Origin of the sequence: Limnohabitans sp. MMS-10A-192, from assembly GCF_003063335.1 — a bacterium.
Taxonomy (GTDB): Bacteria; Pseudomonadota; Gammaproteobacteria; order Burkholderiales; family Burkholderiaceae_C; genus Limnohabitans_A.
Genome location: NZ_NERX01000006.1, coordinates 123417 through 146687, shown reverse-complemented (window position 1 = coordinate 146687; position 23271 = coordinate 123417). Strand labels below are relative to the sequence as shown.

Here is a 23271-nt window from a genome sequence, read left to right as displayed (position 1 = left end):
ACAGTGGGCCTTTTTTCATGCTGCGCTTGCGTTTTAACCCGTCGTTGAGGCCTGCGTGGGCAGCAGCTGCAAACCGCGCTCAATGGCTTGCAGCAACTGCTGTGTGCTGAAGGGCTTCCACAGAAAATCGACAGCCGTGGATGATTGTGCCGCCGTGGTTTCGTGTGGCTGGCATTCTCCGCTCATGAAAATGACCGGGAACTTCAGGCCTTGAGCCTGTAAACGCTTGTGCAATTCCAAGCCACTCATGCCCGGCATGCGTACATCCAAAATGAGAAGTCGCGGTGCTTGTGGGACTTCGGCTTGAAGAAATGCTGCGGCGCTTTCATGGGTACGCACCTCAAAGCCGTGGCTTTTGAGCACCAGCGTCAACATTCTCCGAATGTCCGGGTTGTCGTCGACGACTTCAATGAGGGCAGTTTGGGTCACGGCTAAATCAATAAAATCAACAAAAATGGATTGTATAAGTAAATTTCAGGATTCAGTAAGTTTTAGCCAAAGCTGAACCACGGCGCCTGTGCTTTTGGCGGACGGTTGGTTGCCGATGACGGTCTGCCCATCCCACATGCGGACCATGCTTTGGGTCAACAGCAAGCCCAAACCCATGCCGTGCGGTTTGGTGGTTTGAATGGGGGCGTCCAGTTGCGCCAAAAGCTCGTCGCTGAAGCCGGGGCCGTTGTCTTCAATTTGCAGGACAAGCCAGTTTTTGTCGTCCTTGATCTGCGAGAACACGCTCACCTTGATTTCAGGTTGAATGGTGGCCTTGCTTTCCAGCGCATCCAATGAGTTGCCCACGGTGTTGAAGACGATGCGTTGCAACATCACCTCGTTGGACATCGCCAGGTCATTTTCAGCCAACTGGTTGCGGTAAGTCAGAGTGATCTTGCGCTGATGGGCTTCGGCTCTCAATATGGGCAAGATCGGCTGCAGTGCCAAATGCGGGCTGATGGCACAAACGTGGTCTTGTCCCTGAACCATCAAGCGGCGCAGATGGCTGACCATTTCTCCGGCTTTGCTGGACAGGGTTTGCAAATCATGGATGCTGCCCAGCAATTGGTTGGCGCTTTTGCCGGGGGTGGCCTGGGTTTGCAGCTCGAACAGGCCAAATTCCAAGGCCTGCAGTGGCTGGCTGATGTCGTGCACCAGCATGGCCGAGAACGACGACAAGCTGCTGATGGCAGAAACACGGGCGTTGACCATCATCAATTGATCGCGCTCCTTGACCAGCTGCTGCGACTCCTGGGCCAGCATCTCTGCGGCCAGTTGCTTGGCTTCCACTTCGCGGGTTTTGAGGCGCATTTTGTCCAGCACATAACCCCAGTAGCCAAACGAAATCAAGATCAGGGTCAGGACCGTGCTCAACACCAGAAAATTGCTGTTCCAGGTGAATGCAGCGACCTGGAATGAGGCTGGTGGTGCGCCTGAAGCGATCATGCCCAGCCGCAGCAGGTGACCGGACATCAGCAGCAGCAAGGCAGTGATGATCAGGTAAAGGCTGCGGGTATGGTGGCGCTGGATCAGGCGGTAAGACAGGACAGTGGCAGCAGCGGCAAACAACAAGAACATGCTGGACAGGCTCACCAAGCCCCAGGTGGGGTACAAGCCCTTGAATGTGATGACGCTGAAATATGCCCCCCCAAACATCACGCACACCCCCAGAATCCACCAGGGTCTGCGTGAGCTGTAAAGGTCGCGGGCCAAGGCCTCCAGCATCAGCAAGTTGGATGCCAAATAGAACACGGCCAGCAAGATGACGTTGGTGTCGCTGTAGGCCAAGGTATTGCGGGCAGACAGCGAAAACCCCACGCTGTAGCAAGCCACGCCAGCCAACCAGATGCGAGCAGGGCTGTCTCGGTAGCCTGACAGCATGGCCCATGTGCCCAATGGCAGCACAGTGTGCAGGGCAATCACAATCAGTGCCAGTAATTCGTGGGCCGGATGTATCAACAAGGCAGTGCTTTCTGACAGAGGCTGCAAGGGGCAAGGGAAATCGGCACAATGCAAAAGTCTTGAATTGTTCAAGGAAAGTTCACATGATCATCCGTTCCAACAACGCTGGATTTGCCCATGCCGTTGCCAGTGAAATCACCCCGCAGGGCGTCTACCTTTCCCGCAGAAGCATCATACGCGGCATGGCGCTCGGTGCAGCTGGCTTGGGCTTGTCGGACTGGGTGGGGCGCGAAGCATGGGCGCAAACCATTCGTCCGGGGGCTTTGCCTGCCATGAGCTTTGTACCCTCCACGGCGGCCGGTGCGGTGGTGATGGACAAGCCCACGGCCTACAAAGACGCGACCACCTACAACAATTTCTACGAATTTGGCACCGACAAGTCCGATCCGGCTCGCCGGGCGAGTACTTTGAAGACGGATCCTTGGAGTGTCGAGATCGAAGGTTTGGTGAAAAAACCGGGCCGCTACGCGCTGGAAGACTTGATGAAGTGGGGCGCGATGGAAGAGCGCATTTACCGACTGCGCTGTGTGGAGGGTTGGTCCATGGTTATTCCCTGGGTGGGTTATTCGCTGGCGGATTTGATTCGCCGTGTGGAACCGCAACCGGGTGCCAAGTTTGTGGAGTTCGTGACCCAGGCTGACCCCAAGACCATGCCCGGTGTGCGTGGCGGCGCGCTGGATTGGCCCTATGTCGAGGGCTTGCGCATGGACGAAGCCATGCACCCGCTGACCTTGCTGGCGTTTGGCATGTACGGAGAAGTCATGCCCAAGCAAAACGGCGCGCCGCTGCGCCTGGTGGTGCCCTGGAAATATGGTTTCAAGAGCGGCAAAAGCTTGGTCAAGATTCGTTTTACCGACAAGCAACCCGTATCGTCTTGGGAAAAAGCCGCGCCACAAGAATATGGGTTTTATTCGAACGTGAACCCCTTGGTGGATCACCCCCGCTGGAGCCAGGCCACCGAGCGCCGCATTGGTGAAGACGGCTTGCTTGCCAAAAAGCGCAAAACGCTGATGTTCAACGGCTACGAAGCCCAGGTGGGTCAGCTGTATGCGGGCATGGATTTGAAGAAATTCTTCTGATGCCCGTGTGGGGTCGAAAACTGCTGCTCACGCGCCCTGCGTGGTGGTTGGTGTTGTGCCTGGGTTTGATGCCCTTGTTGCATCTGGTCTGGCTCACTTGGCAGGATGGCTTGGGGGCCAATCCGGCCGAGTATTTGATTCGAGCCACGGGCGACTGGACCTTGCGGGGCTTGTGTCTGGGGCTGGCCATCACCCCCGTGCGGGTGCAATGGGGTTGGCCAGAGCTGGCCCGGTTTCGTCGCCTGCTGGGTTTGTTGACGTATTTGTACGCCTGCCTGCACCTGACGTGTTATGTCCTGTTTGACATGGGCTTGGATCTGCAAGAGATCGCCCTGGATGTGCTCAAGCGTCCCTTCATTTGGGTGGGCTTGTGTGCCTGGCTGCTGCTGAGCGTGATGGCAGCCACTTCATTCAACCGTGCGGTGCGTTGGCTCGGCGGTATGCGGTGGAGAGCGCTGCACCGCGTGGTGTACGGCGTGGCGGTCTTGGCGGTGTTGCATTTCTGTTGGATGCGTGCAGCCAAAAGCAACTTCAACGAGGTGCTGGTGTATGCCTTGGTGCTGGCGGCACTCTTGGCCTGGCGGCTTCAGCGTGCTTGGCCAAAGCGCCGTCCTGCGGCATAGCCCGCTTCAACGCCCTGAACGGGCACGCCAGGCGTTGAGCCTGGAGCGCGGACCACGCTGGCCCAAATAGCCGGGTGCGACACCGGCTGCACTGCTGGCCTGGATGCCCAAGTCTTTCAAGCCAGGCCATTGCCCCGATGCGACGTTGTCCACCTTCATGGAGGCCAGGTTGTCGCGGCTCATCAAGGGCTCGCCAGGGGCCAGCTCCATGAACACCGCCTGCAGCCAGCCCATCCAGGCAGGCAGGGGCAGCACAGGGCGGCCTTGGCCACCCCGGATGCCCGCCCACTGACCGGATCGGTGCACCAGCTCGCCCAGGCTCATCACATCGGGTCCGGCCAGTTCGTAGGTTTGACCGATGGTGCGGCTGTCTTTCAGACAGCTCACCACCGCCCTGGCCACATCGCCCACCCAGACGGGCTGAAAGCGGGTGGCCGAACCCGCCAGCGGCATGAAGGGCAGCACGGTTTGCAAGTCGGCAAACAGGTTCAGGAATTGGTCGTCTGCGCCAAAAATCACGCTGGGTCGCAACACCGTCAGGTCCAGCCTGGCGTTGCGCAGGACGGTCTCGCCTTGTGCCTTGCTGCGTTGGTAAAGCGATGGCCCTTGCGCATCGGCGCCCAAGGCACTGATGTGCACCAGACGCTTCACGCCTGCATGTGCCATGGCCTCGGCCAGCAGGCCAGGCAAACGCACGTGCACTTGTTCAAAGCGTTTTTCATCGCCATGCAAGACCGCCACCAGATTGACCACGGCATCGTGACCCGGCATCAAACGGGCCAGGTCGCTGGCGCTGTGCACAGAGGCTTCCACCACAGTGAGGCCAGGCAAGTTTTGAATGGCTGCGGCCCGGGTCGCCCGGCGTGTGGGCACGGTGACGCGCCAGCCCAGACGGGCCAGCTGTTCGCACACTTGCCGACCGACAAAACCCGTGCCACCCAAAACCAGAATGCGCGGGGGATGGTTCATGGCTGGCTCTGGGCGGCTTGGCTCAGCCACTGTGTGGCCAGCTCCACCCAATAGGTGCCGCCCAGAGGGATCAGGTCGTCGTTGAAGTCGTAACTGGGGTTGTGCAGCGTGCAGGGGCCGCTGCCGTGGCCCATCTCGCGGTGGGCACCGTCACCGTTGCTGATGAACACATAGGCCCCGGGTTTGGCCTGCAGCATGTAAGAGAAATCTTCCGCGCCCATGGTGGGCTCTTGCACCAGCACATTCGCCTCGCCCACGATGCCGCTCATGACTTGGCGTGCAAAGTTGGCTTCGGCGGCGCTGTTGATGGTGGGTGGGTAATTGCGCTCGAATTCGAATTCGCATTCCGCCTCAAAGGCGGCGCAAATCGACTCGGCGACTTGCTTCATCCGCGACTCGATCAGGTCCAGCACCTCGATGCTGAAAGTGCGCACCGTGCCTTGCAGCTCGCACGAATCGGGCACCACGTTGGTGGCTTGGCCCGCGTGGATCATGGTGACCGAAATCACACCCGCGTCCACCGGCTTTTTGTTGCGGGTGATGATGGTCTGAAAGCCCTGCACCATTTGGCAGGCGATCGGCACCGGGTCGATGCCGTTGTGTGGCAGCGCGGCGTGGCTGCCTTTGCCGCGGATGGTGATCTTGAATTCGTTGCTCGACGCCATCACCGGCCCTGCGCTGACGGCAAAGGTGCCTACGGGTGCGCCGGGCCAGTTGTGCATGCCGAACACGGCTTGCATCGGGAACTTGTCGAACATGCCGTCCTTGATCATCTCGCGGGCACCGCCGCCGCCTTCTTCTGCGGGCTGGAAGATCAGATACACCGTGCCGTCAAAGTCGCGGTGCTTGGCAAAATGCTTGGCCGCTGCCAACAGCATGGCGGTGTGGCCGTCATGGCCGCAGGCGTGCATCTTGCCGTGGTGCCGACTGGCGTGTGCAAAGGTGTTGAACTCCTGCATGGGCAAGGCATCCATGTCGGCGCGCAGGCCAATGCCGTGCCCGCAAGCGCCGCCGTCACGCCCATGCACGATGCCCACCACGCCGGTGGTGCCCATGCCTCGGTGAATGGGGATGCCCCAGTCGATCAGCTGTTGGGCGACCACGTCGGCGGTGCGCACTTCTTCAAAAGACAGTTCGGGGTGGGCGTGGATGTCTTTGCGGATGGCTGAGATGCTGGCCGCGTCGTGGAGGATGGCGTCGATGAGCTTCATGCAGACAGTCTAGCGAGACTTTGGGACACTTGCCATCACCCCTGCGTCTTTGGGGGGCTTGTGCCGCAGCCGATGGGGGGCTTCGGTCACAATGGCTCACTGGAATTGCTTGTTCTCTCAAAACCATGACCACTGCCGACCCTGCTCAGACCGTGGTGCGAGGCGCTTGCCCGCACGATTGCCCAGACACCTGCGCCTTGCTGACCACGGTGGAAAACGGCCGAGCGGTGCGCGTGCAGGGCAACCCCGCGCACGCCGCGACCGACGGGGTCTTGTGCACCAAGGTCTCGCGGTATGCCGAACGCACCTACCACCCTGAACGGGTGTTGCAACCTTTGAGGCGTGTGGGCCCCAAGGGCACAGGCCAGTTTGAGCCGGTCGGCTGGGACGAGGCGCTGGACGAGATCGCCGCCCGCCTGAAAACCATCGCGGCGCGCGATCCGCAGGCCATCTTGCCCTACAGCTATGCGGGCACCATGGGCCTGGTGCAAAGTGAATCGATCGCGGCGCGGTTTTTTCACCAGTTGGGCGCTTCCTTGCTGGACCGCACGATTTGTGCATCGGCCGGGGCCGAAGGCCTCACGCAGACGCTGGGCAACAAGGTCGGCATGCCGGTGCGCATGTTTGCCGAGTCCAAACTGATCGTGATTTGGGGCAGCAATTCGATCGGCAGCAACCTGCATTTCTGGCGCATCGCGCAAGAAGCCAAACGTCAGGGCGCCAAGCTGGTGTGCATTGACCCGCGCAAGAGCGAAACGGCCGACAAATGCCACGAGCACATCGCCATTCGGCCCGGCACAGATGCGGCACTGGCCTTGGCGCTGATGCATGAGTTGATCGTCAATGACTGGCTCGATCAGGACTACATCGACCGCCACACCCTGGGTTGGGAGGGGCTGCGTGAACGCGCCCTGCAGTGGTCGCCCGAGCGAGCGGCCGAGGTGTGTGGTGTGCCTTCAGCCCAAATCCGGCAGCTGGCGCGCGATTGGGGCACCACCCCGGCCGCAGCGATCCGATTGAACTACGGCATGCAGCGTGTGCGCGGTGGCGGCAATGCCGTGCGTGCCGTGGCGTGCCTGCCAGCACTGACGGGCGCATGGCGACACCGCGGCGGCGGCGTGCTCATGAGCAGCTCGGGCCATTTCCCAGTGCGGCGTGCGGCTTTGCAGCGGCCCGATTTGCTGGGCCAGCGGCGTCCGCGCACCATCAACATGTCCACCATCGGAGATGATTTGCTGCGCCCCGCTTCTGCGGAGTTTGGTCCGCAGATCGAGGCCTTGATTGTCTACAACAGCAACCCGGTGGCGGTCGCCCCCGAGTCGGGCAAGGTGGTGCAAGGCTTTGGCCGCGAAGACCTGTTCACCGTGGTGCTGGAACACTTTCAGACCGATACGGCCGACCATGCCGACTTCATCTTGCCTGCCACCACGCAGCTGGAGCACTGGGACATCCACACCAGCTATGGCCACACCGATGTCTTGCTCAACCGCCCGGCCATTGCGCCCGTGGGGCAGGCGCGCACCAACACCGACATCTTCAGGGCACTGGCTCAGCGCATGGGTTTTGACGATCCGTGTTTTGCTCAGAGCGACGAAAGCCTGTGCCGCAGCGCCATCGGCGATGCGGAGGACTTCGAGCAGTTGCTGGCGCATGGTTTTGCGTCCTTGCCTGTGCCCGATGCGCCCTTTGCGCAAGGCGGTTTCCCGACGCCTTCAGGGCGATGCGAATTTTTCAGTCAGCGCTTGGTGGACCAGGGGCTGGACGGCTGGCCAGACCATGTGCCCAACTACGAAGTGCCGCAAGCCGGTGGGCGCTACCCGCTGGCGATGATTTCGCCACCGGCGCGGAACTTCCTGAATTCAACTTTTGTGAACGTGCAAAGCCTGCGCGACATCGAAGCCGAACCCGTGTTGGAGATGCACCCGCAAGACGCGGCCGAGCGTGGCATTGCCGATGGTGCGGTGGTGCGCGTGTTCAACGACCGGGGCACTTACCACTGCAAGGCCCGCATCAACCAGCGGGCGCGTTCGGGCGTGGTCAATGGCCTGGGCATCTGGTGGCGCAAGCTGGGGCTGAACGGCACCAACGTCAACGAACTGACCAGCCAGCACCTGACCGATCTGGGGCGAGCGCCCGTGTTTTACGACTGCCTGGTGCAGGTGGCCTTGCTGGACTCAGCGGCCCAGTCGGCATAAAAAAGGGGCTGAAATTTCAGCCCCTTTGTGCATGGTAGCCTCAGGAGATCAGTCGACCAGCTGCTCCAGCGCGAAGGTGTCGAACGCCGATTCGCGTTGGCGGATCAGGTGGGTTTTTGTGCCGTCCACCAAGACTTCTGCGGCGCGGCCACGGGTGTTGTAGTTGCTGGCCATGCTCATGCAGTAAGCGCCCGCCGACAGCACGGCCAGAACGTCACCGGCTTGCACCAGCAGCTGGCGGTCGCGGCCGATCCAGTCGCCGCTCTCGCACACAGGGCCGACCACGTCATACACCGTGCCTTCGCCGGCCTGCGCTGTGACGGGCACGATTTGGTGGAAGGCCTGGTACATGGCCGGGCGTGGCAGATCGTTCATGGCCGCATCGACGATGCAGAAGTTCTTTTGCTCACCGGGCTTGAGGTACAGCACCTCGGTCAGGCACACGCCTGCATTGCCCACCAGCGAGCGGCCCGGCTCGATCATCAGCTGGCGCTGGCCGTAGCCGCGTGCGTCCAGCTTGGCCAGCAACTGCGCCCACAGTGCATCGGCCTCGGGTGGGGTATCGCCGTTGTAGTTGATGCCCAGACCGCCGCCAAAGTCGATGTGGTGGATGGCAATGCCCGCCGCTTCGATCTCGGCCACCAAATCCAGCACGCGGTCCATGGCGTCCAGGTAAGGCGTCATTTCGGTGATCTGCGAGCCGATGTGGCAATCGATGCCCACGACCTGCAAGCCCGGCAGGCTGGCCGCGTGGCGGTAGGCGCGCAAAGCGTCTTCGTGGGCGATGCCGAATTTGTTGCCTTTCAGACCTGTGGAGATGTAGGGGTGGGTCTTGGGGTCCACGTTGGGGTTCACGCGCAGGCTGACCGGGGCTTTGAGGCCCATCGACGCGGCCACATCGCTCAGCACATCGAGTTCGGCTTCGCTTTCGACGTTGAAGCAACCAATGCCCACTTTCAGGGCTTGCTTCATCTCGGCGCGGGTTTTGCCAACACCCGAGAAAATCACCTTGGCCGGGTCACCGCCAGCGGCCAGCACACGGGCCAGTTCACCTGCTGACACGATGTCAAAACCGCAACCGGCATTGGCAAACACTTGCAGTACGGCCAGGCTGGAATTGGCCTTCATCGCATAGCAAATTTGGGCTTGGCGTCCGGCAAAGCCCCGCTGGTAGGCCGCCAAGGCCGACAGCATGGCGGCTTTGGAATACACAAACAGTGGGGTGCCATGCGCGCGGGCCAGGTCAGACAGGCGAACGCCTTCGACCATGAGCTCACTGCCTTGGTAAGCGATGTGGGGTTGGCCGGGCAAGGCGAGGGCGTTGGATGTGGCGGTCATGGTTTCAAAAAGGAGGCGGAAGGGGTGGTGTCGTTGTCGGCGTCTGGCATGGCCGTCCGTTCTGCCGCAGGCGCAGTCCCGGAAGCATTGGATGGACGGTTTGTTCGTTGCGGCGCGGTGTGCCAGGGATTGAGACTTTGCGGCAAGGTGGCACGCCCGGCCGAGGCAGGCGTGTCGGGCAATTTGAGCGGGCCTTTTTGGCCGCATGCGCTCAACACGACCGCACAACCGACAAGGGCAAGCGTGGTGACTAGAATCTTCGGTACCTTCAACATGCAGCGATTGTAATGACCGACCTTGAATTCATGGACCAAGCCGAGCGCCTGCTCGCTGGCGTAGAGATTTGTTGCGATCGCCTGAACGACGACACCGATGCCGACATCGACAACCAGCGTGTTGGCGGCATGGTCACTTTGACCTTTGCCAACCGCAGCCAGATCGTCATCAATTTGCAAAAACCCCTGCACGAAGTGTGGTTGGCGGCCCGTTGCGGCGGCTTTCATTACCGCTTTGATGGCCAAGCCTGGCAGGACACCAAGGGTCAAGGCGAATTTTGGACCAGCCTGACGCGTTATGCATCAGACCAGTCTGGTTTGAGACTCGCATTCAGCGCCTGAGGCGTTCACGGTCAGCGCAAGCGCCCTGCCCCACAGGATGCCAACGGCTCAGTTGCGGAAAAGATCGAGGATTCGGTTCTTTTCTTCGCCGGGTGGCAATGCGGCAGGTTTCGCGGCGGTGCCTTCACTGCCGACACCCAAGGTGGTGACGCTGCCATTTCGGGCCAGTTCTTCAAACAACCAATCCCCGCCAACATTGATCAAACCTTCGGGGACGACTGGTGCCGAGATCGGGATGGTCCTCAGTGCAGTTTCCATGAAGTTGATCCAAACGGGCAGGCTCAAGCCGCCGCCAGTTTCGCGGTCGCCGAGTTTTTTTGGGGTGTCGTAGCCGATCCAGACTACTGCGGCGAGGTTGGGCTGGTAGCCTGCAAACCAGGCATCCATGGAGTCGTTGGTGGTTCCGGTTTTGCCGTAAATGTCGCTGCGTTTGAGTGTGGCTTGCGCGCGTGCTGCCGTGCCAGAGCGGGTGACTTCTTGCAACAAGCTGGTCATGACAAATGCGTTGCGTGCCGGAATGGCTCGTTGAGCTTCATCCGGTTGTGTTGGTGCAGGGCTTTCGACCAAGGCGCGGTCTTTGTAATCGGCGATACGGGTGATCAAATGAGGTTGCATCCGGTAGCCACCGTTGGCAAATACGGCATAGCCGCTGACCAACTGCATCGGTGTCACCGATCCCGCACCCAAAGCCATGGTCAGGTAGGGAGGGTGTTTCTCTTCGTCAAAGCCAAAGCGCCCGATCCAGTCCTGAGCATTGCGCGTGCCCACCGACTGCAAAATTCGGATAGAAATCATGTTCTTCGATTTGGCCAGACCTCTGCGCAGGGTCATGGGTCCTTCAAACGTGCCGTCGTAATTTTTGGGCTCCCAAGGTTGGCCGCCAGTCACGCCGGCATCAAAGAACATGGGGGCATCGTTGATCACGGTGGCTGGCGAAAAACCTTTTTCCAAGGCTGCAGAATAGATGAACGGTTTGAAACTTGAGCCCGGTTGGCGCCAGGCCTGGGTCACGTGGTTGAATTTGTTTTTGGCAAAGTCAAACCCGCCGACCAGTGCCCGGATCGCTCCGGTTTGAGGGGTGACGGCCACAAAAGCGCCTTCTACTTCTGGCAACTGGGTGATTTCCCAGCCCACTTTGGGTAATTGAGAAATCCGGATGATTGCACCTCTGCGCACTTGCTTCGCAGGAGCCGCTTTCTCGGACAGACCAGACTGGGCAGGCTTGAGACCTTCGCCAGTGATGGTGATTTGTTCGCCGTTTTGGCGTACCACCACCACTTTGCGTGGGGACGCTTCGAGCACCACCGCAGACATGACATCACCGTTGTCAGGGTGATCTTCCAGTGCGTCATCGATGACGTCTTCCATTTGTTTGGGATCTTCGGGCAGATCCACGAACTTTTCAGGGCCACGGTAAATCTGGCGTCGCTCGAAGTCCATGATGCCTTGACGCAATGCCTTGTAGGCAGCCATTTGCTCGGTAGACTGAATCGTGGTGTAAACGTTCAAACCGCGGGTATAGGTGTCTTGACCATATTGAGCAAAGACCATTTGGCGCACGGTTTCCGCCACATATTCGGCATGCAAAGTCCGTTTGTCGCCTGAGGTGCGCAATGCCAAGGGTTCCGCTTTGGCCGTTTTGGCTTGTTCTGCAGTGATGTACCCGTTCTCTTCCATGCGCTCGATGATGTAGAGCTGGCGCGATCGGGCGCGCTTTGGGTTGCTGATCGGGTTGTAGGCCGAAGGCGCTTTGGGCAATCCAGCCAGCATCGCTGCTTCAGCGATGGTGATCTCTCGCAGTGACTTGCCAAAATAAGTTTCAGCAGCCGACGCGAAACCATAAGCCCGATTGCCCAAGAAGATCTGGTTCATGTAGATCTCAAGGATTTGGTCCTTGCTCAGCATGTGCTCGAGCTTGTAGGTCAGCAAAATTTCATAAATTTTGCGGGTGTAGGTTTTTTCGGATGACAGGTACACATTGCGTGCGACCTGCATGGTGATGGTGGATGCCCCCTGGCTCTTGACCCGACCGATGTTCGCAATGCCTGCCCGCAGGATGCCTAAATAATCGACGCCACCGTGTTGGTAAAAGCGGTTGTCTTCAATGGCCAGCACTGCATTTTTCATGACATCTGGGATGTCCTTGATCGGTGTGAGGTGGCGGCGCTCTTCACCGAACTCGCCCATCAACTGGTTGTCTGCCGTGTAAATTCGCAAGGGCAATTTGGGCTTGTAATCTGCGAGATCCGAAATATCCGGCAGGTTAGGGTAGGCCACGACCATGGCCACACCAACGACCAGCAAGAGGGCCAGCAGACCCGCCACCATGATCCCAAGACCCCATAAAACGATCTTCATCAACCATGAAGCCACTGAGGCAGACTTCAAAGGGTGGCTGGCGTGTTCGGATTTGTGATCGGTTTTGTCTTGGATTGTCATAGGGGCATCGGCAGGGCAAGCCGGTTGGCCACCTCGTTGCATTATAAAAATCTTGGGCCGCTTGGGTGGGTTTGTTTTGTAAAAGTGAATTCTTTGGATTGAAAAAATATTGTGTCAATTTGCTTTCCCTGCTACAAAAGACACCGTAGAGGGCCAGTAAGGCCCCGTCAGGGAGGCCCGTGATGCAAGCTTTGAAATGGTTATGGCCAAGGATAGGCGCTCGTTCTGTTCGTTTGGCGTGGGGTCTGACCCCTGCCGGGACATCTTGGGCCTTGGTCGGCTTGGCGCGTGTCAGTCCGGGTTTGGCGCGTGTGCATGCTTCAACCATTTTGCAAGGCCCGGCAGATGCGGGCTTGCTTGATTCGTCTTGGTTGAGTCCGGCTTTGGCCGAGATGGGGCGTGGACGGCGGCTGGCACGTCACAGGCTGTGCATGAGCATGTCCGCTCCCGATTTGGTGACCGGCGAGTTCAGTGGCCCGGCAAATTTGTCCTCCGATGGTTGGCCTGCCGAGGTTCAGTTGGAGGTGGCCCAAGCCCTTGGCTTGCCGCCTCAAGAAGTGAATTTCGATTTTCATTCGGAACCCGGCAATGTTGATGGGGGTGTGAGGCTTCGCTGGGCTGGCTGTCCGAGGTTACGTGTATCCGAGTACCAACGCTGGAGTGCAGGTGCAGGCTGGCAGTTGGTCAGCGTCGAGCCCGCAAGCGATGCTGCTCAGCGTGCCGCCAATGCCTTGGTGGGTGGTTTACCCCGTTTGCTGCAGCAGGCGCCTCAGGATTGGCAGTTTCGCTTGAACCTTGAGCGTGAACCGATGAAGTCAGATGGAGCCGGTCAACAGGCGTCTCGAACTGCCGCAGGACTTTTGGAGGCCTTGGCGACCCCTGTCGGGCCTCGGCTGGTGGCTGCAGGATTGGCTCTGAAAGCGTGGCTCTGAGATGGTCGGCCTGAATTTATTGCGTTTCCCAACACTGGAGCGCCAGCAACAATCAAGGCGGCGGTGGCTGTTCATCGGGGCGGGGCTTGTTCTGGGTGGTGTGTTGGCTGCAGGCGGTTTGTCGGTGCTGGCTGGACAAACTGAGCAGTTGAAGTTGCAGACACAGAAGGTTCAAAACCAATTGGCTGAGAGCAAACGTGCGGCGCAAACACGCCAACAGCAGCAGATGGACCTGCAACTGGTCGGTCAGCAGTTGCGGCAACTGACGCACTTGAAATCGCAACAAGAAGCTTGGGTTGAAATGCAAAGCAGCCTGCTGGATGTGATCCCGGGTCAGGGTGTCCGGTTACAACGGTTGCAAGTGGAAGCAGGGCGTATAGACCTGCAGGGCCATGCGGCGCATGTGCCGGCCATGAGCCTTGTTGCACAAATGCTGGCTGAGCGCTGGGGCACCCCGCTGCACTTGCAAAGTGTGGAGACCGGTGGGGCTGCCACTGGGGCGTCCGCGTTCTCGTTTGCCTGGCAAGGCCAATGGTCGGCGTTGGACCTGGGCCCGGGACCATCCCGCAAAGGCCAGCCATGACTGCCCGGTTCTCTCCAGTTTTCAGTGCAGAGGCATGGAGCCGTGTTCAGCGTGGGGTTGTGCGTCAAATGCGGCGATGGGTTTGGGGCCTTGGCGGACTTGTATGGGGCGCTGGTGGTGTGTTCTGGTTGGCCAGTGAGGTCTGGGATGCGCATGACCTGGCGCAGCAGGCCTTGGCTCAGGCCCAGTCGCAGTGGCAAGTCCAGGTCCAGACCCAGACCCAGACCCAGACGGTGTCTTCTTCACAACGCGAGCGGCCTGAGTGGCTTGTTGATGAAGCACTTTGGGGTCGCCTGCCCAGCAGACTGCCCACAGACCTCGCTTCAGGGCTTCAGCAGGCCTTGCAGCAGCACGGATTGACCGTCCTGTCTTTGCGTGCCATGCCAGAGGTTCCAATGGGACCGTTGCAAAGTCAAACGCTGGCCTTGCGCTTGAATGGCCATTTTGCCGATTGGGTGCGTGGCTGGAAGGCCTTGGCTGCATCCGGACCTGTGCTGACGATCGAGCGCATGAGCGTTGTGCCGTTGACGCAGATCCAAGGTGTTCAGTTGGATCTGGTCTTGCGCGTCTGGTTCAACCCTGCCTCTGCGGGCGATGTGGCCTTGCCTGCATGGCCGTCCAGCAGGGCTTGGGCAAAGTCCGGTGACGCTGATGCAGATTCGCGGCCGCTTGTCTTTGCGTTGGCCGCAGAGGCTGATTCAGCCTCCTCAGTCACCCGGACGTCAGCACCGCAGGCGTCTGTGTTGACAGATGACCCCATGACTTGGCCAGTGGAGCGCATCCGTTTGCTGGGCACTTGGCATGCCAGCGGAAGTTGGCAAGCGGTGCTCAGTGCAGGTGGCGTGTGGGTGCCTGTGCGGCTGGGGCAGCGCATGTCGCGCGAAGGTCATCAGGTGCATGCGATCCGCCGTGATGCGGTTGTATTGGGCACGGCGCAGGGGCAAAAAATCGAACTCAATGTGTCAGGAGGTGGGCGATGAGACATGAACATTGGTCATGGGCGGCTTGTGCACTGGTGGTCGGTTGGTCAACTGCGAGCTGGGCACAATCGCCGTCCCCTGTCATCGATCTGGATGGTGCCCATCCGGTCGTTCGTTCGGCAGTCACCGCAGATGGGGCGCCCATCAGCCTGAACTTCCAGAACATCGATATCCGTGCCTTGTTGCAGGTGTTCGCCGAATTCACAGGGCTGAATTTGGTGGTGTCTGATGCAGTCAGTGGCCAGATCTCCGTGAGACTGCTGGATGTGCCTTGGGTTCAGGCTTTGGGCGTTGTCCTGGAATCCAAAGGCTTGGCCTCACGCCGTGAGGGCAAAGTGATGTGGGTGGCCCCCAGGGATGAGTGGACTTCGCGTGAGAAAAAACACCTGGAGGCACAGACGGCGCTCGAATCGGTGAGTCCTTTGCAGATGCTGTCACTGCGCTTGAAATACGCCCGAGCCACCGAAGTGGTGCAACGGTTGTCCGGTACGGCAGGCGCTGGCACCCCTGTTGCGCGATGGCTCAGTCCTCGGGGAACGGCGCTGGCAGAACCTCGGACCAATCAGCTGTTCATACTGGATGTGCCAAGTCGTTTGGCCGAAGTGGGGCAGATGATTCAGAAATTGGATGTGCCTGTTCGACAGGTTTTGATCGAAGCACAAATCGTCGAAGCCGACGACCAGTTTGGCCAATCGCTGGGGGTGCGTTTGGGCTTGGGTTCAGCTGGACGGATGGGCAACAAGAACTTGAATTTGGGGGCAAGCAACGCCACCACAGGTGCAGGGGTGGTCACTGGTCATCAAGTGAATCTTCCTGCGGGCAGTGCCGGGCAGACGCTGAATGTGCCATCGGCTTTTGCGGTTTCCCTGTTCAATGCAGCGGCGGACCAGTTCATCAACGTGGAAATTTCCGCACTGGAGGCCGATGGTCGCGGCAAGGTGGTGTCGCGCCCCAGGGTGATCACGGCAGACCAGACCAAGGCCCTGATTGAACAGGGTACGGAGTTGCCTTACCAAATGTCGTCCGGCATTGGCGTGACAGCCATCACTTTTCGCAAGGCCAATCTCAAGCTCGAGGTCACGCCGCAAATCACGCCAGAGGGGGCGGTGGTGCTCGATGTAGATGTGAACCGGGACAGCGTCGGCCAGCTCACCCCAGCAGGTTATGCCATCAACACCAAGCACGTCAAAACCCAGGTGCAAGTGGACAATGGCGGCACGGTGGTACTGGGCGGCATTTACGAAGATGCCGAGCGCAACGACGAAGCCAAAGTGCCAGGCTTGGGTGATGTGCCCGGACTGGGGTGGCTGTTCAAAAACCGCAACCAAACGCGGCGCAAATCGGAGCTGCTGATTTTCCTCACACCGCGTGTGGTGACGGACGTGGCCACTGCGCCAGCGCTTTGACGCGCGCTGTCTGGGGGCTGCTGTCGGGTCGAATACACTTGGTGCCTCTGTTCGGGCGGCCCATTTGTCGCGGTGCTGTCCCGAGTTTTTGTGTGAGATTTCCCTTTGAGCATCATCTTCGTGGGCCTTCCGGGCTCGGGCAAAACCACCATCGGCAGGCAATTGGCTCGCCGTTTGGGCCTGCCTTTTGTGGATTCCGACCATGTGATTGAAGACCGTTTGGGTTGTTCGATCAGGGAATTCTTCGCCCGCGAAGGGGAAGACAGCTTCCGCGATGTGGAGCAGCAAGTGCTGGATGATCTGAGCCAGCATCACCAAGGCGTGCTGGCCACGGGCGGGGGCTCGGTTTTGCGCGAAGTCAACCGCCGCCATCTGCACGACCGTGGCCATGTCATTTACCTGCGCTCTGCGCCGGAAGACGTTTACCGCCGGGTGCGTCACGACACCGGCCGCCCCTTGCTGCAGGTGGACGACCCGATGGGGCGCCTGCGGGCACTGTACGAAGCCCGTGATCCGCTGTACCGCGCCACCGCACACCATGTCATCGACACCGGCCGCCCCTCGGTGTCCACCTTGGTCAACATGATCATCATGCAACTCGAGTTGTCGGGCCAGTTGCCTGCACAGCCAGAGAGCCCTGCATCTCAAGTTACACGCTGAGCAGACCACCAAAGCCCTACACTTGAGGGCTATGTCCGAGTCCACCATTTCCCTTGAGCAGGTCGCCATTTCGCTGGACGACCGCAGTTACGACATCCACATTGGCCAGCGCCTGCTGGGCCGCGCTGAGACTTGGGCCGGTTTGCCCAAGGCCCAGACGGCCATGATCGTGACCAACGACACCATTGCGCCGCTGTACGAAGCTGCTTTGCGCGCCGCCATCAGCCCGCTTTACAAGCAAGTCCACACCGTGGTGCTGCCGGACGGCGAGGCGCACAAAGACTGGCAGACCTTGAACCTGATTTTTGACGCGCTTTTGTCCAAGGGCTGCGACCGCAAGACGGTGCTGTTTGCGTTGGGCGGTGGCGTGATCGGTGACATGACCGGCTTTGCTGCGGCCAGCTACATGCGCGGCGTGCCCTTTGTGCAGGTGCCGACCACGCTGCTGTCGCAGGTGGACTCCTCGGTGGGCGGCAAAACCGCCATCAACCACCCGCTGGGCAAGAACATGATCGGCGCGTTCTACCAGCCGGTGCGGGTGATTTGCGATCTGAACACCCTGACCACTTTGCCTCGGCGCGAGCTGAGTGCGGGCCTTGCCGAAGTCATCAAGTACGGCCCGATCGCCGACATGGCGTTTTTTGATTGGATCGAGGCCAACATCGACGCGCTGATGGCGCAAGATCCGGCCGCGCTGGCGCACGCCGTCAAGCGCAGCTGCGAAATCAAGGCCTGGGTCGTCGGCCAGGACGAACGCGAAGCGGGCCTGCGCGCCATCCTCAACTTTGGCCACACCTTTGGCCATGCCATCGAGGCGGGTTTGGGCTTTGGCGTCTGGCTGCATGGCGAGGCTGTGGGCTGTGGCATGGTCATGGCGGCCGAGTTGTCGCACCGTCTGGGCAAGGTCGATGCCGCTTTTGTGGCACGCCTCAAAGCCCTGATTGAACGCGCGGGCTTGCCAGTGCGTGCGCCGCTCATCGATGCGAGCGACAACGCCGGGCACTACATCGCCCACATGCGCCTTGATAAAAAAGCCGAAGCCGGCGACATCAAGTTCGTTGTGATCGACGGTCCTGGTCAAGCCACCGTGTGCGGTGCGCCCGATGACATGGTGCGCGATGTGATCCATGCTTGCTGTGCCTGAAGTTTTGAACGCCACCGGCTTGGCACCCTGGGCCAGCCACCCTTCGCAAACCCGTGGCCGACGCCATGCCGAGCCGCCCGCACCCACGCGCAATGCCTACCAAAGGGACCGCGACCGCATCGTGCACTCGACGGCCTTTCGGCGGCTGGTCTACAAAACGCAGGTGTTTCTGAACCACGAAGGTGATTTGTTCCGCACGCGTCTCACGCATTCGCTGGAGGTGGCGCAGCTGGGCCGATCGATTGCCCGGGTGCTGGGCTTGAACGAAGACCTGGTCGAGGCGATCGCGTTGGCACATGACTTGGGCCACACGCCATTTGGCCATGCCGGGCAGGATGCGCTGCACGAATGCATGGCCGAGCAAGGCGGGTTTGAGCACAATTTGCAAAGTCTGCGCGTGGTCGATGCGCTGGAAGAGCGCTATCCCGCTTTTGATGGCCTCAACCTGAGCTTTGAAACGCGTGAGGGCATTCTCAAGCACTGCTCGCGGGTCAACGCCGAAGCCATCGAAGCCCAAGAGCCCGGGGGGATCGCGCAGCGTTTTCTGGACCGAACGCAGCCGAGTTTGGAGGCGCAGTTGTGCAATCTGGCCGATGCGATCGCCTACAACGCCCACGACATCGACGACGGGGTGCGCTCGGGATTGCTCTCGCTGGACCAGATGCACGAAGTTCCCCTGTTTGACCATTATTTGCAGCAGTCGCTGGCCGAGCATCCGCAACTGCGTGACAAGCCTCGGCGTTGGCTTTACGAGAGCACACGCCGCATGCTCAGTGAGCAGGTTTATGACGTGATCGACACCACGCGTGCGGCGATTGCTGCAGCCGGTATTCAGACAGCCGATGAGGCGCGACTGGCCGGGTCATTGGTGCGCTTTTCTGACGAGATGAAGACGCGCAGCTCCGAGCTCAAGAAATTTTTGTTTGCGAGTTTGTACCGACATCCACAGGTCACACAGATCATGGGGCAGGCGCAGCAGGCCGTGCGTGAATTGTTTGAGGCGTACCTCTCGCAGCCTCAGGAGATGCGCGCCGAATTCGCGGCCCGCGAAGACCGTCACCGCGCGGTGGCTGACTACATCGCGGGCATGACCGATCGCTTTGCGCTGCGTGAACATGAACGCCTCACAGGGCGCAAGTTGTTGTGAACGGCCTTGGGGGGCTGATCCATGGTGATGGCTTCTTCTAAACACAGCGCTTGGCTGGTCGTCGCGGCTGGCGGCGTGGCCGCCTTGCAGGTGGGCAAGTTGCCGCCCGCTTTACCGGCCTTGCAGGCCGAGCTGGGGCTCACGCTGGTGCAGTCGGGTTTTTTGTTGTCCACCGTGCAGGTGGCGGGTTTGAGCCTGGCCGTGTTCATTGGACTTTTGGCCGATGGCATGGGGCTCAAGCGCAGCATGGTGCGCGGCCTGTGCCTGCTGGCGCTGGCCAGCGGCCTGGGCGGCTTTGCCACCTCGGTCACGGCACTGCTCGTCTTGCGCGCCATTGAGGGCCTGGGCTTTTTGCTGGTGGCGCTGCCTGCGCCCGCCTTGATTCGCCGCCTGGTCCCGCCTGTGCAGCTGCCCGGCATGTTGGGTGTGTGGGGCGCCTACATGCCCACCGGCACCGCGCTGGCGCTGTTGCTGGGGCCCTTGTTCATTCCGGCTTGGGGTTGGGGCGCCTGGTGGTGGCTGTTTGCAGCGGTGTCGCTGGCCATGGCGCTTTGGCTTTACCGGGCCGTGCCTGCAGACCCTGCTGTCCAGGCAGCCCATGCAGGGCAGGGCGCATGGCGCCGTTTGCGTTTGACCTTGGGCACACCCGGCCCCTGGCTGGTGGCGCTCACTTTTGGCATGTATTCGGGCCAGTGGCTGGCGGTGGTGGGTTTTCTGCCATCCATCTACGCGGCGGCGGGCGTCAGCGGCGCGTTGCTGGGCGTGCTCACGGCCTTGGCCGCTGCCGTCAACATGGCAGGCAACATGGCTTCGGGCCGCTTGCTGCAACGCAGCTGGGCGCCACGCTCGACCTTGTGGCTGGGCTTTGGCGCCATGGCGTTGGGCAGCACGCTGGCTTTTGCCACCTTCACCGATGCTTGGCCTTGGCTGCGTTTTGCCGGGGTTCTTTTGTTTTCGGGTGTGGGCGGTTTGGTGCCGGGCACTTTGTTCAGCCTGGCGGTGCGCCTGGCGCCGGGCGAGCAGCAGGTCGCCACCACCGTGGGCTGGGTGCAGCAGATGTCGGCATTGGGTCAGTTTGTGGGGCCGCCCGTGGTGGCCGCTGTGGCGGCGCGTGCGGGCGGTTGGCAGTTCACGCCGCTGGTCACCGTGGGCTGCTGCGTGGTGGGTGCGGGGTTGGCTTGGTTGGCTGGGCGCTTGTTGGCGCGCCAAGGCGTCAGAGCAGGCTTCTGAGGGGTTGCGCCGCACAGGCACAATCGACGCATGACCGAGATTTCTCCCACACCACACATCGAAATTGCCGACACCGTGCGCTGGCTGGAGCGCGCCGTGATCGGCCTGAACCTTTGCCCCTTTGCCAAGGCCCCGCACGTCAAAGGCCAGATCCATTACGCCGTCAGCGAAGCCAAAGGTCTCGAAGGCCTGCGTGACGAACTGATCGAACAACTCCAGGCGTTGGCCGTTCTGCCTGCCGAAGAGCGAGAGACCGTGCTGCTGATCGTGCCGCAGATGCTGCGCGATTTTTTGGAGTTCAACGACTTTCTGGATGAAGCCGATGCGGTGTTGCAAGAGCTCGACTTGGAAGGTGAATTTCAGATCGCGAGTTTTCACCCGGACTTCCAGTTTGCGGACACCGAGCCGGACGACATCACCAACTTCACCAACCGCTCGCCTTACCCCACGCTGCACCTGATCCGCGAAGCCAGCATCGACCGGGCGGTCGAAGCGTTCCCTGAAGCCGAGATGATTTACGAAACGAATATGGCGACGATGGAAAAGCTGGGGCTGGATGGCTGGAAGGAACTGGATGTGGGGCCCACGCCATGAAGAAAAAAACACAGGCTATTGACAGCCAGGCCTTGCCGCCCGAAGTGCGCCCTGGTCAATCGGTCGAGCTGCTCAAGCAACTGCACATCCTCACCCGCGACGGCAAGCTCAACCAGGACTCGCGCCGCAAGCTCAAGCAGGTTTACCACCTGTTCCAATTCATCGAAAAACTGCTGCTGGAGCTGCCCGCCAGCGACAGCGGCCCCACGTTGGCCGACCACGGCGCGGGCAAGTCCTACCTGGGTTTCATCATTTACGACCTGTTTTTCAAAGCGCTGGGTCGGGGCACGATTTATGGCATTGAGACCCGCAGTGAGCTGGTGGCGTCGTCACAAGCGCTGGCCGAGCGGCTGCACTTTGAGCGCATGCGGTTTTTGAATGTGAGCGTGGCCGAGTCGACGCAAAGCGCCGAGCTGCCCGAGCAGATCGACGTGGTCACCGCGCTGCACGCTTGCGACACCGCGACCGACGATGCCATCGCCTTTGGCCTTCAAAAGAAAGCCCAATACATGGTGTTGGTGCCTTGCTGCCAGGCCGAGCTGGCCCGGGCCCTCAACCAGAACAAGGCGCTGAACCTGCAGCGCACGCCTCTGGCCGAACTCTGGCGCCACCCCCTGCACACGCGCGAAGTGGGCAGCCAACTCACCAACGTGCTGCGCTGCCTGTACCTGGAGTCACAGGGCTACGCCGTCACTGTGACCGAGCTGGTGGGTTGGGAGCACTCGATGAAGAACGAGCTGATTTTGGCCAAGTACACCGGGCAGAAAAAGCGTTCAGCTGCGGAACGCTTACAAGCGCTGCTCAAAGAGTTTGGACTGGAAGCCATGCTCAAGCACCGTTATCCAGCCCTGGATGTGTCGCCCGTCTGAGTGGAGAGTCACTCTGCTTCGATTTTCGCGTCACGAATCGCCTTTGCCCATTTGACGGTTTCGGCCTTGTTGCGCTGGGCCAGGGCTTCTGGGGTGCCGGGGGCGGTTTCAAAACCAATGGCTGCGAACTTCTCTTGGATGTCTTTGTCGTTGGCTGCGGCGTTCAGGGCCTTGTTCAGCTTGGCGATCACGTCGGCAGGGGTGCCCGCCGGTGCGAACATCGCAAAGTAGGCGATCAGTTCGTAGTCTTTCAGGCCCAGGGCTTCGTTCACGGTGGGCAGCTCGGGGATGGCCTTGGAGCGCTGCATGGATGTGACGGCCAGGCCGCGGATCTTGCCCGCTTTGACTTGCGGCAATGTCACCGCAAAGTCGGCGGAGAACAAATTCACTTGCCCGCCGATCAAGTCGGTCATGGCCGCAGGCCCGCTCTTGTAGGGCACATGCGTCATTTGGATGCCCGACATGCTCATCAGCACTTCGGTTGAGACGCGTTGCGATGTGCTGGCGCTGGCAAAGGTGAGCTGTGTCGGTTTGGCCTTCGCCAAGGCGACCAGCTCCTTGAGGTTTTTGGCGGGCACGTCGTTGTTGACCGTGATGATCAGGGGCACCGATCCCATGTAGCCAATGGGCGCAAAAGCCGTGTCCTGGTCGTAGGGCAGCTTTTTCATCAGGCTCTTGAGTGCGGCATTGGTGCTGTTGGTGCCGACCATCAGGGTGTAGCCATCGGGTGCGGCTTTGGCCACGGCGTCGGCACCCAACATGCCGTTCACGCCGGCCTTGTTCTCGATGATGATGGGCTGACCCAGTTGCTCGGACATTTTCTGCACAAAGGCGCGGCCGATCTGGTCGGTGGCGCTGCCCGCCGCAAAAGGCACGATGGCCTTGATGGGTTTGCTCGGGTAGCTTTGCGCGTGGGCTGTGGCGGTGGCCAGCAGCGCAGCGGTCAGCAAGGTGGCGAGATGGATGGTCTTCATGGGTCGTTCCTGGTTCAAGGGTCTGGGCTTATTCAATCACAAGGCTCAGCAGTTTGGCACTCAGGCATTTCCCGTGGGCGTCCAGTGCCAGCGAACGGGTCACGCCGCCGCCCAAGGCCTGGTGCATGACGAAGTTGAGCGCGCCCAGCTGGGGCAGGCTGTAGCGTTCGACCGGGCCGTGCACGATGCCTGCATAGTGCTGGCGCACTCGCTCAGGCGTGAGCGCTTTTTCGAGCAGGGCAAAGTCTTTGGGGTCGTAGGCAATCACCGACAGGGTGGAGCGGTTGCCCTTGTCTCCGGTGCGGGTGTGGGCGATGTCGCGCAGCAGCAT

At 60.5% G+C, this 23271-nt stretch carries 23 protein-coding genes; 14 read left to right on the top strand and 9 right to left on the bottom strand.

What is annotated here, in order from left to right; translation table 11 throughout:
* Window positions 1-33 precede the first annotated feature (33 nt).
* Window positions 34-429: a response regulator transcription factor gene (locus tag B9Z43_RS13260; RefSeq protein ID WP_146183893.1), complete on the bottom strand. Its 396-nt coding sequence runs from the start codon at window positions 427-429 to the stop codon at window positions 34-36.
* Between the two features lie 45 nt (window positions 430-474).
* Window positions 475-1950: an ATP-binding protein gene (locus B9Z43_RS13255; RefSeq protein WP_146183892.1), complete on the bottom strand. Its 1476-nt coding sequence runs from the start codon at window positions 1948-1950 to the stop codon at window positions 475-477.
* A gap of 83 nt (window positions 1951-2033) precedes the next feature.
* Here B9Z43_RS13255 and msrP point away from each other — a divergent pair, with 83 nt between their 5' ends.
* Both msrP and B9Z43_RS13245 read left to right on the top strand, forming a co-directional pair.
* Window positions 2034-3029 carry a protein-methionine-sulfoxide reductase catalytic subunit MsrP gene (gene msrP, locus B9Z43_RS13250; protein WP_108326417.1) on the top strand — a complete coding sequence of 332 codons (996 nt, stop codon included), beginning with the start codon at window positions 2034-2036 and terminating at the stop codon, window positions 3027-3029.
* Window positions 3029-3652: a sulfite oxidase heme-binding subunit YedZ gene (locus B9Z43_RS13245; RefSeq protein ID WP_108326416.1), complete on the top strand. Its 624-nt coding sequence runs from the start codon at window positions 3029-3031 to the stop codon at window positions 3650-3652. The genes msrP and B9Z43_RS13245 overlap by 1 nt, the downstream gene beginning before the upstream one ends.
* A 6-nt stretch (window positions 3653-3658) precedes the next feature.
* Here B9Z43_RS13245 and B9Z43_RS13240 read toward each other — a convergent pair whose 3' ends face one another.
* Together B9Z43_RS13240 and B9Z43_RS13235 are read right to left on the bottom strand one after the other, a co-directional pair.
* Window positions 3659-4621 carry a complex I NDUFA9 subunit family protein gene (locus B9Z43_RS13240; RefSeq protein WP_108326501.1) on the bottom strand — a complete coding sequence of 321 codons (963 nt, stop codon included), beginning with the start codon at window positions 4619-4621 and terminating at the stop codon, window positions 3659-3661.
* Entirely contained in the window at window positions 4618-5832 is a 1215-nt protein-coding gene (locus B9Z43_RS13235) for a M20 aminoacylase family protein (protein ID WP_108326415.1), read from the bottom strand. The genes B9Z43_RS13240 and B9Z43_RS13235 overlap by 4 nt, the downstream gene beginning before the upstream one ends.
* A gap of 125 nt (window positions 5833-5957) precedes the next feature.
* Between B9Z43_RS13235 and B9Z43_RS13230 the strand changes: the two genes are divergently transcribed.
* On the top strand, window positions 5958-8027 hold the full coding sequence (locus tag B9Z43_RS13230) for a molybdopterin-dependent oxidoreductase (protein WP_108326414.1): 2070 nt from the start codon (window positions 5958-5960) through the stop codon (window positions 8025-8027).
* A gap of 48 nt (window positions 8028-8075) precedes the next feature.
* On the opposite strand, the gene lysA is transcribed toward B9Z43_RS13230, so the two are convergent.
* Entirely contained in the window at window positions 8076-9365 is a 1290-nt protein-coding gene (gene lysA / locus B9Z43_RS13225) for a diaminopimelate decarboxylase (RefSeq protein WP_108326413.1), read from the bottom strand.
* Window positions 9362-9640, bottom strand: coding sequence for a lipoprotein (locus tag B9Z43_RS13220; RefSeq protein ID WP_108326412.1), 279 nt, complete (start codon window positions 9638-9640; stop codon window positions 9362-9364). Before B9Z43_RS13220 ends, lysA begins: the two co-directional genes overlap by 4 nt.
* Window positions 9641-9652: 12 nt before the next feature.
* Between B9Z43_RS13220 and cyaY the strand changes: the two genes are divergently transcribed.
* On the top strand, window positions 9653-9982 hold the full coding sequence (gene cyaY, locus B9Z43_RS13215) for an iron donor protein CyaY (RefSeq protein WP_108326411.1): 330 nt from the start codon (window positions 9653-9655) through the stop codon (window positions 9980-9982).
* A 48-nt stretch (window positions 9983-10030) separates the two neighbouring features.
* Here the strand turns inward: cyaY and B9Z43_RS13210 are convergent, their stop codons facing one another.
* Window positions 10031-12340 (bottom strand): penicillin-binding protein 1A, encoded by a 2310-nt coding sequence (locus B9Z43_RS13210; RefSeq protein WP_233249988.1) that lies wholly within the window; start codon window positions 12338-12340, stop codon window positions 10031-10033.
* A 263-nt stretch (window positions 12341-12603) separates the two neighbouring features.
* On the opposite strand from B9Z43_RS13210, the gene B9Z43_RS13205 reads away from it, so the two are divergent.
* The 10 genes from B9Z43_RS13205 (at window position 12604) to B9Z43_RS13160 (ending at window position 21966) form a co-directional block, all read left to right on the top strand.
* On the top strand, window positions 12604-13353 hold the full coding sequence (locus B9Z43_RS13205) for a hypothetical protein (RefSeq protein ID WP_146183891.1): 750 nt from the start codon (window positions 12604-12606) through the stop codon (window positions 13351-13353).
* Window position 13354: 1 nt separating this feature from the next.
* Window positions 13355-13936 (top strand): PilN domain-containing protein, encoded by a 582-nt coding sequence (locus tag B9Z43_RS13200; protein ID WP_108326409.1) that lies wholly within the window; start codon window positions 13355-13357, stop codon window positions 13934-13936.
* Window positions 13933-14916 carry a GspMb/PilO family protein gene (locus B9Z43_RS13195; RefSeq protein ID WP_233253966.1) on the top strand — a complete coding sequence of 328 codons (984 nt, stop codon included), beginning with the start codon at window positions 13933-13935 and terminating at the stop codon, window positions 14914-14916. Before B9Z43_RS13200 ends, B9Z43_RS13195 begins: the two co-directional genes overlap by 4 nt.
* On the top strand, window positions 14913-16322 hold the full coding sequence (locus tag B9Z43_RS13190) for a type IV pilus secretin PilQ (RefSeq protein ID WP_108326407.1): 1410 nt from the start codon (window positions 14913-14915) through the stop codon (window positions 16320-16322). The genes B9Z43_RS13195 and B9Z43_RS13190 overlap by 4 nt, the downstream gene beginning before the upstream one ends.
* 105 nt (window positions 16323-16427) lie before the next feature.
* The gene (locus B9Z43_RS13185) at window positions 16428-16982 is read left to right on the top strand and encodes a shikimate kinase (protein WP_108326406.1); all 555 of its coding nucleotides are present in this window, start codon (window positions 16428-16430) and stop codon (window positions 16980-16982) included.
* 31 nt (window positions 16983-17013) lie between these two features.
* Window positions 17014-18126 carry a 3-dehydroquinate synthase gene (gene aroB, locus B9Z43_RS13180; protein ID WP_108326405.1) on the top strand — a complete coding sequence of 371 codons (1113 nt, stop codon included), beginning with the start codon at window positions 17014-17016 and terminating at the stop codon, window positions 18124-18126.
* Entirely contained in the window at window positions 18110-19273 is a 1164-nt protein-coding gene (locus B9Z43_RS13175; protein ID WP_108326404.1) for a deoxyguanosinetriphosphate triphosphohydrolase, read from the top strand. The genes aroB and B9Z43_RS13175 overlap by 17 nt, the downstream gene beginning before the upstream one ends.
* Window positions 19274-19300: 27 nt before the next feature.
* On the top strand, window positions 19301-20503 hold the full coding sequence (locus B9Z43_RS13170; RefSeq protein ID WP_369910285.1) for a CynX/NimT family MFS transporter: 1203 nt from the start codon (window positions 19301-19303) through the stop codon (window positions 20501-20503).
* 30 nt (window positions 20504-20533) lie between these two features.
* Window positions 20534-21097, top strand: coding sequence for a DUF1415 domain-containing protein (locus B9Z43_RS13165; protein ID WP_108326402.1), 564 nt, complete (start codon window positions 20534-20536; stop codon window positions 21095-21097).
* On the top strand, window positions 21094-21966 hold the full coding sequence (locus B9Z43_RS13160; protein ID WP_108326401.1) for an SAM-dependent methyltransferase: 873 nt from the start codon (window positions 21094-21096) through the stop codon (window positions 21964-21966). The genes B9Z43_RS13165 and B9Z43_RS13160 overlap by 4 nt, the downstream gene beginning before the upstream one ends.
* A gap of 8 nt (window positions 21967-21974) precedes the next feature.
* Here the strand turns inward: B9Z43_RS13160 and B9Z43_RS13155 are convergent, their stop codons facing one another.
* Together B9Z43_RS13155 and B9Z43_RS13150 are read right to left on the bottom strand one after the other, a co-directional pair.
* On the bottom strand, window positions 21975-22940 hold the full coding sequence (locus B9Z43_RS13155) for a tripartite tricarboxylate transporter substrate binding protein (protein WP_108326400.1): 966 nt from the start codon (window positions 22938-22940) through the stop codon (window positions 21975-21977).
* 28 nt (window positions 22941-22968) lie between these two features.
* Entirely contained in the window at window positions 22969-23271 is a 303-nt protein-coding gene (locus B9Z43_RS13150; protein ID WP_108326399.1) for a hypothetical protein, read from the bottom strand.

Excerpts from the sequence above, each read along its gene's own strand:
- msrP (WP_108326417.1), top strand. The coding sequence starts at position 2,034 with ATGATCATCCGTTCCAACAACGCTGGATTTGCCCATGCCGTTGCCAGT.
- B9Z43_RS13245 (WP_108326416.1), top strand. The coding sequence starts at position 3,029 with ATGCCCGTGTGGGGTCGAAAACTGCTGCTCACGCGCCCTGCGTGGTGG.
- B9Z43_RS13240 (WP_108326501.1), bottom strand. The coding sequence starts at position 4,621 with ATGAACCATCCCCCGCGCATTCTGGTTTTGGGTGGCACGGGTTTTGTC.
- B9Z43_RS13235 (WP_108326415.1), bottom strand. The coding sequence starts at position 5,832 with ATGAAGCTCATCGACGCCATCCTCCACGACGCGGCCAGCATCTCAGCC.
- B9Z43_RS13230 (WP_108326414.1), top strand. The coding sequence starts at position 5,958 with ATGACCACTGCCGACCCTGCTCAGACCGTGGTGCGAGGCGCTTGCCCG.
- lysA (WP_108326413.1), bottom strand. The coding sequence starts at position 9,365 with ATGACCGCCACATCCAACGCCCTCGCCTTGCCCGGCCAACCCCACATC.
- B9Z43_RS13220 (WP_108326412.1), bottom strand. The coding sequence starts at position 9,640 with ATGTTGAAGGTACCGAAGATTCTAGTCACCACGCTTGCCCTTGTCGGT.
- cyaY (WP_108326411.1), top strand. The coding sequence starts at position 9,653 with ATGACCGACCTTGAATTCATGGACCAAGCCGAGCGCCTGCTCGCTGGC.
- B9Z43_RS13210 (WP_233249988.1), bottom strand. The coding sequence starts at position 12,340 with ATGAAGATCGTTTTATGGGGTCTTGGGATCATGGTGGCGGGTCTGCTG.
- B9Z43_RS13205 (WP_146183891.1), top strand. The coding sequence starts at position 12,604 with ATGCAAGCTTTGAAATGGTTATGGCCAAGGATAGGCGCTCGTTCTGTT.
- B9Z43_RS13200 (WP_108326409.1), top strand. The coding sequence starts at position 13,355 with ATGGTCGGCCTGAATTTATTGCGTTTCCCAACACTGGAGCGCCAGCAA.
- B9Z43_RS13195 (WP_233253966.1), top strand. The coding sequence starts at position 13,933 with ATGACTGCCCGGTTCTCTCCAGTTTTCAGTGCAGAGGCATGGAGCCGT.
- B9Z43_RS13190 (WP_108326407.1), top strand. The coding sequence starts at position 14,913 with ATGAGACATGAACATTGGTCATGGGCGGCTTGTGCACTGGTGGTCGGT.
- aroB (WP_108326405.1), top strand. The coding sequence starts at position 17,014 with ATGTCCGAGTCCACCATTTCCCTTGAGCAGGTCGCCATTTCGCTGGAC.
- B9Z43_RS13175 (WP_108326404.1), top strand. The coding sequence starts at position 18,110 with ATGCTTGCTGTGCCTGAAGTTTTGAACGCCACCGGCTTGGCACCCTGG.
- B9Z43_RS13170 (WP_369910285.1), top strand. The coding sequence starts at position 19,301 with ATGGCTTCTTCTAAACACAGCGCTTGGCTGGTCGTCGCGGCTGGCGGC.
- B9Z43_RS13165 (WP_108326402.1), top strand. The coding sequence starts at position 20,534 with ATGACCGAGATTTCTCCCACACCACACATCGAAATTGCCGACACCGTG.
- B9Z43_RS13160 (WP_108326401.1), top strand. The coding sequence starts at position 21,094 with ATGAAGAAAAAAACACAGGCTATTGACAGCCAGGCCTTGCCGCCCGAA.
- B9Z43_RS13155 (WP_108326400.1), bottom strand. The coding sequence starts at position 22,940 with ATGAAGACCATCCATCTCGCCACCTTGCTGACCGCTGCGCTGCTGGCC.
- B9Z43_RS13150 (WP_108326399.1), bottom strand. The coding sequence starts at position 23,271 with ATGCTGCTGCGCGACATCGCCCACACCCGCACCGGAGACAAGGGCAAC.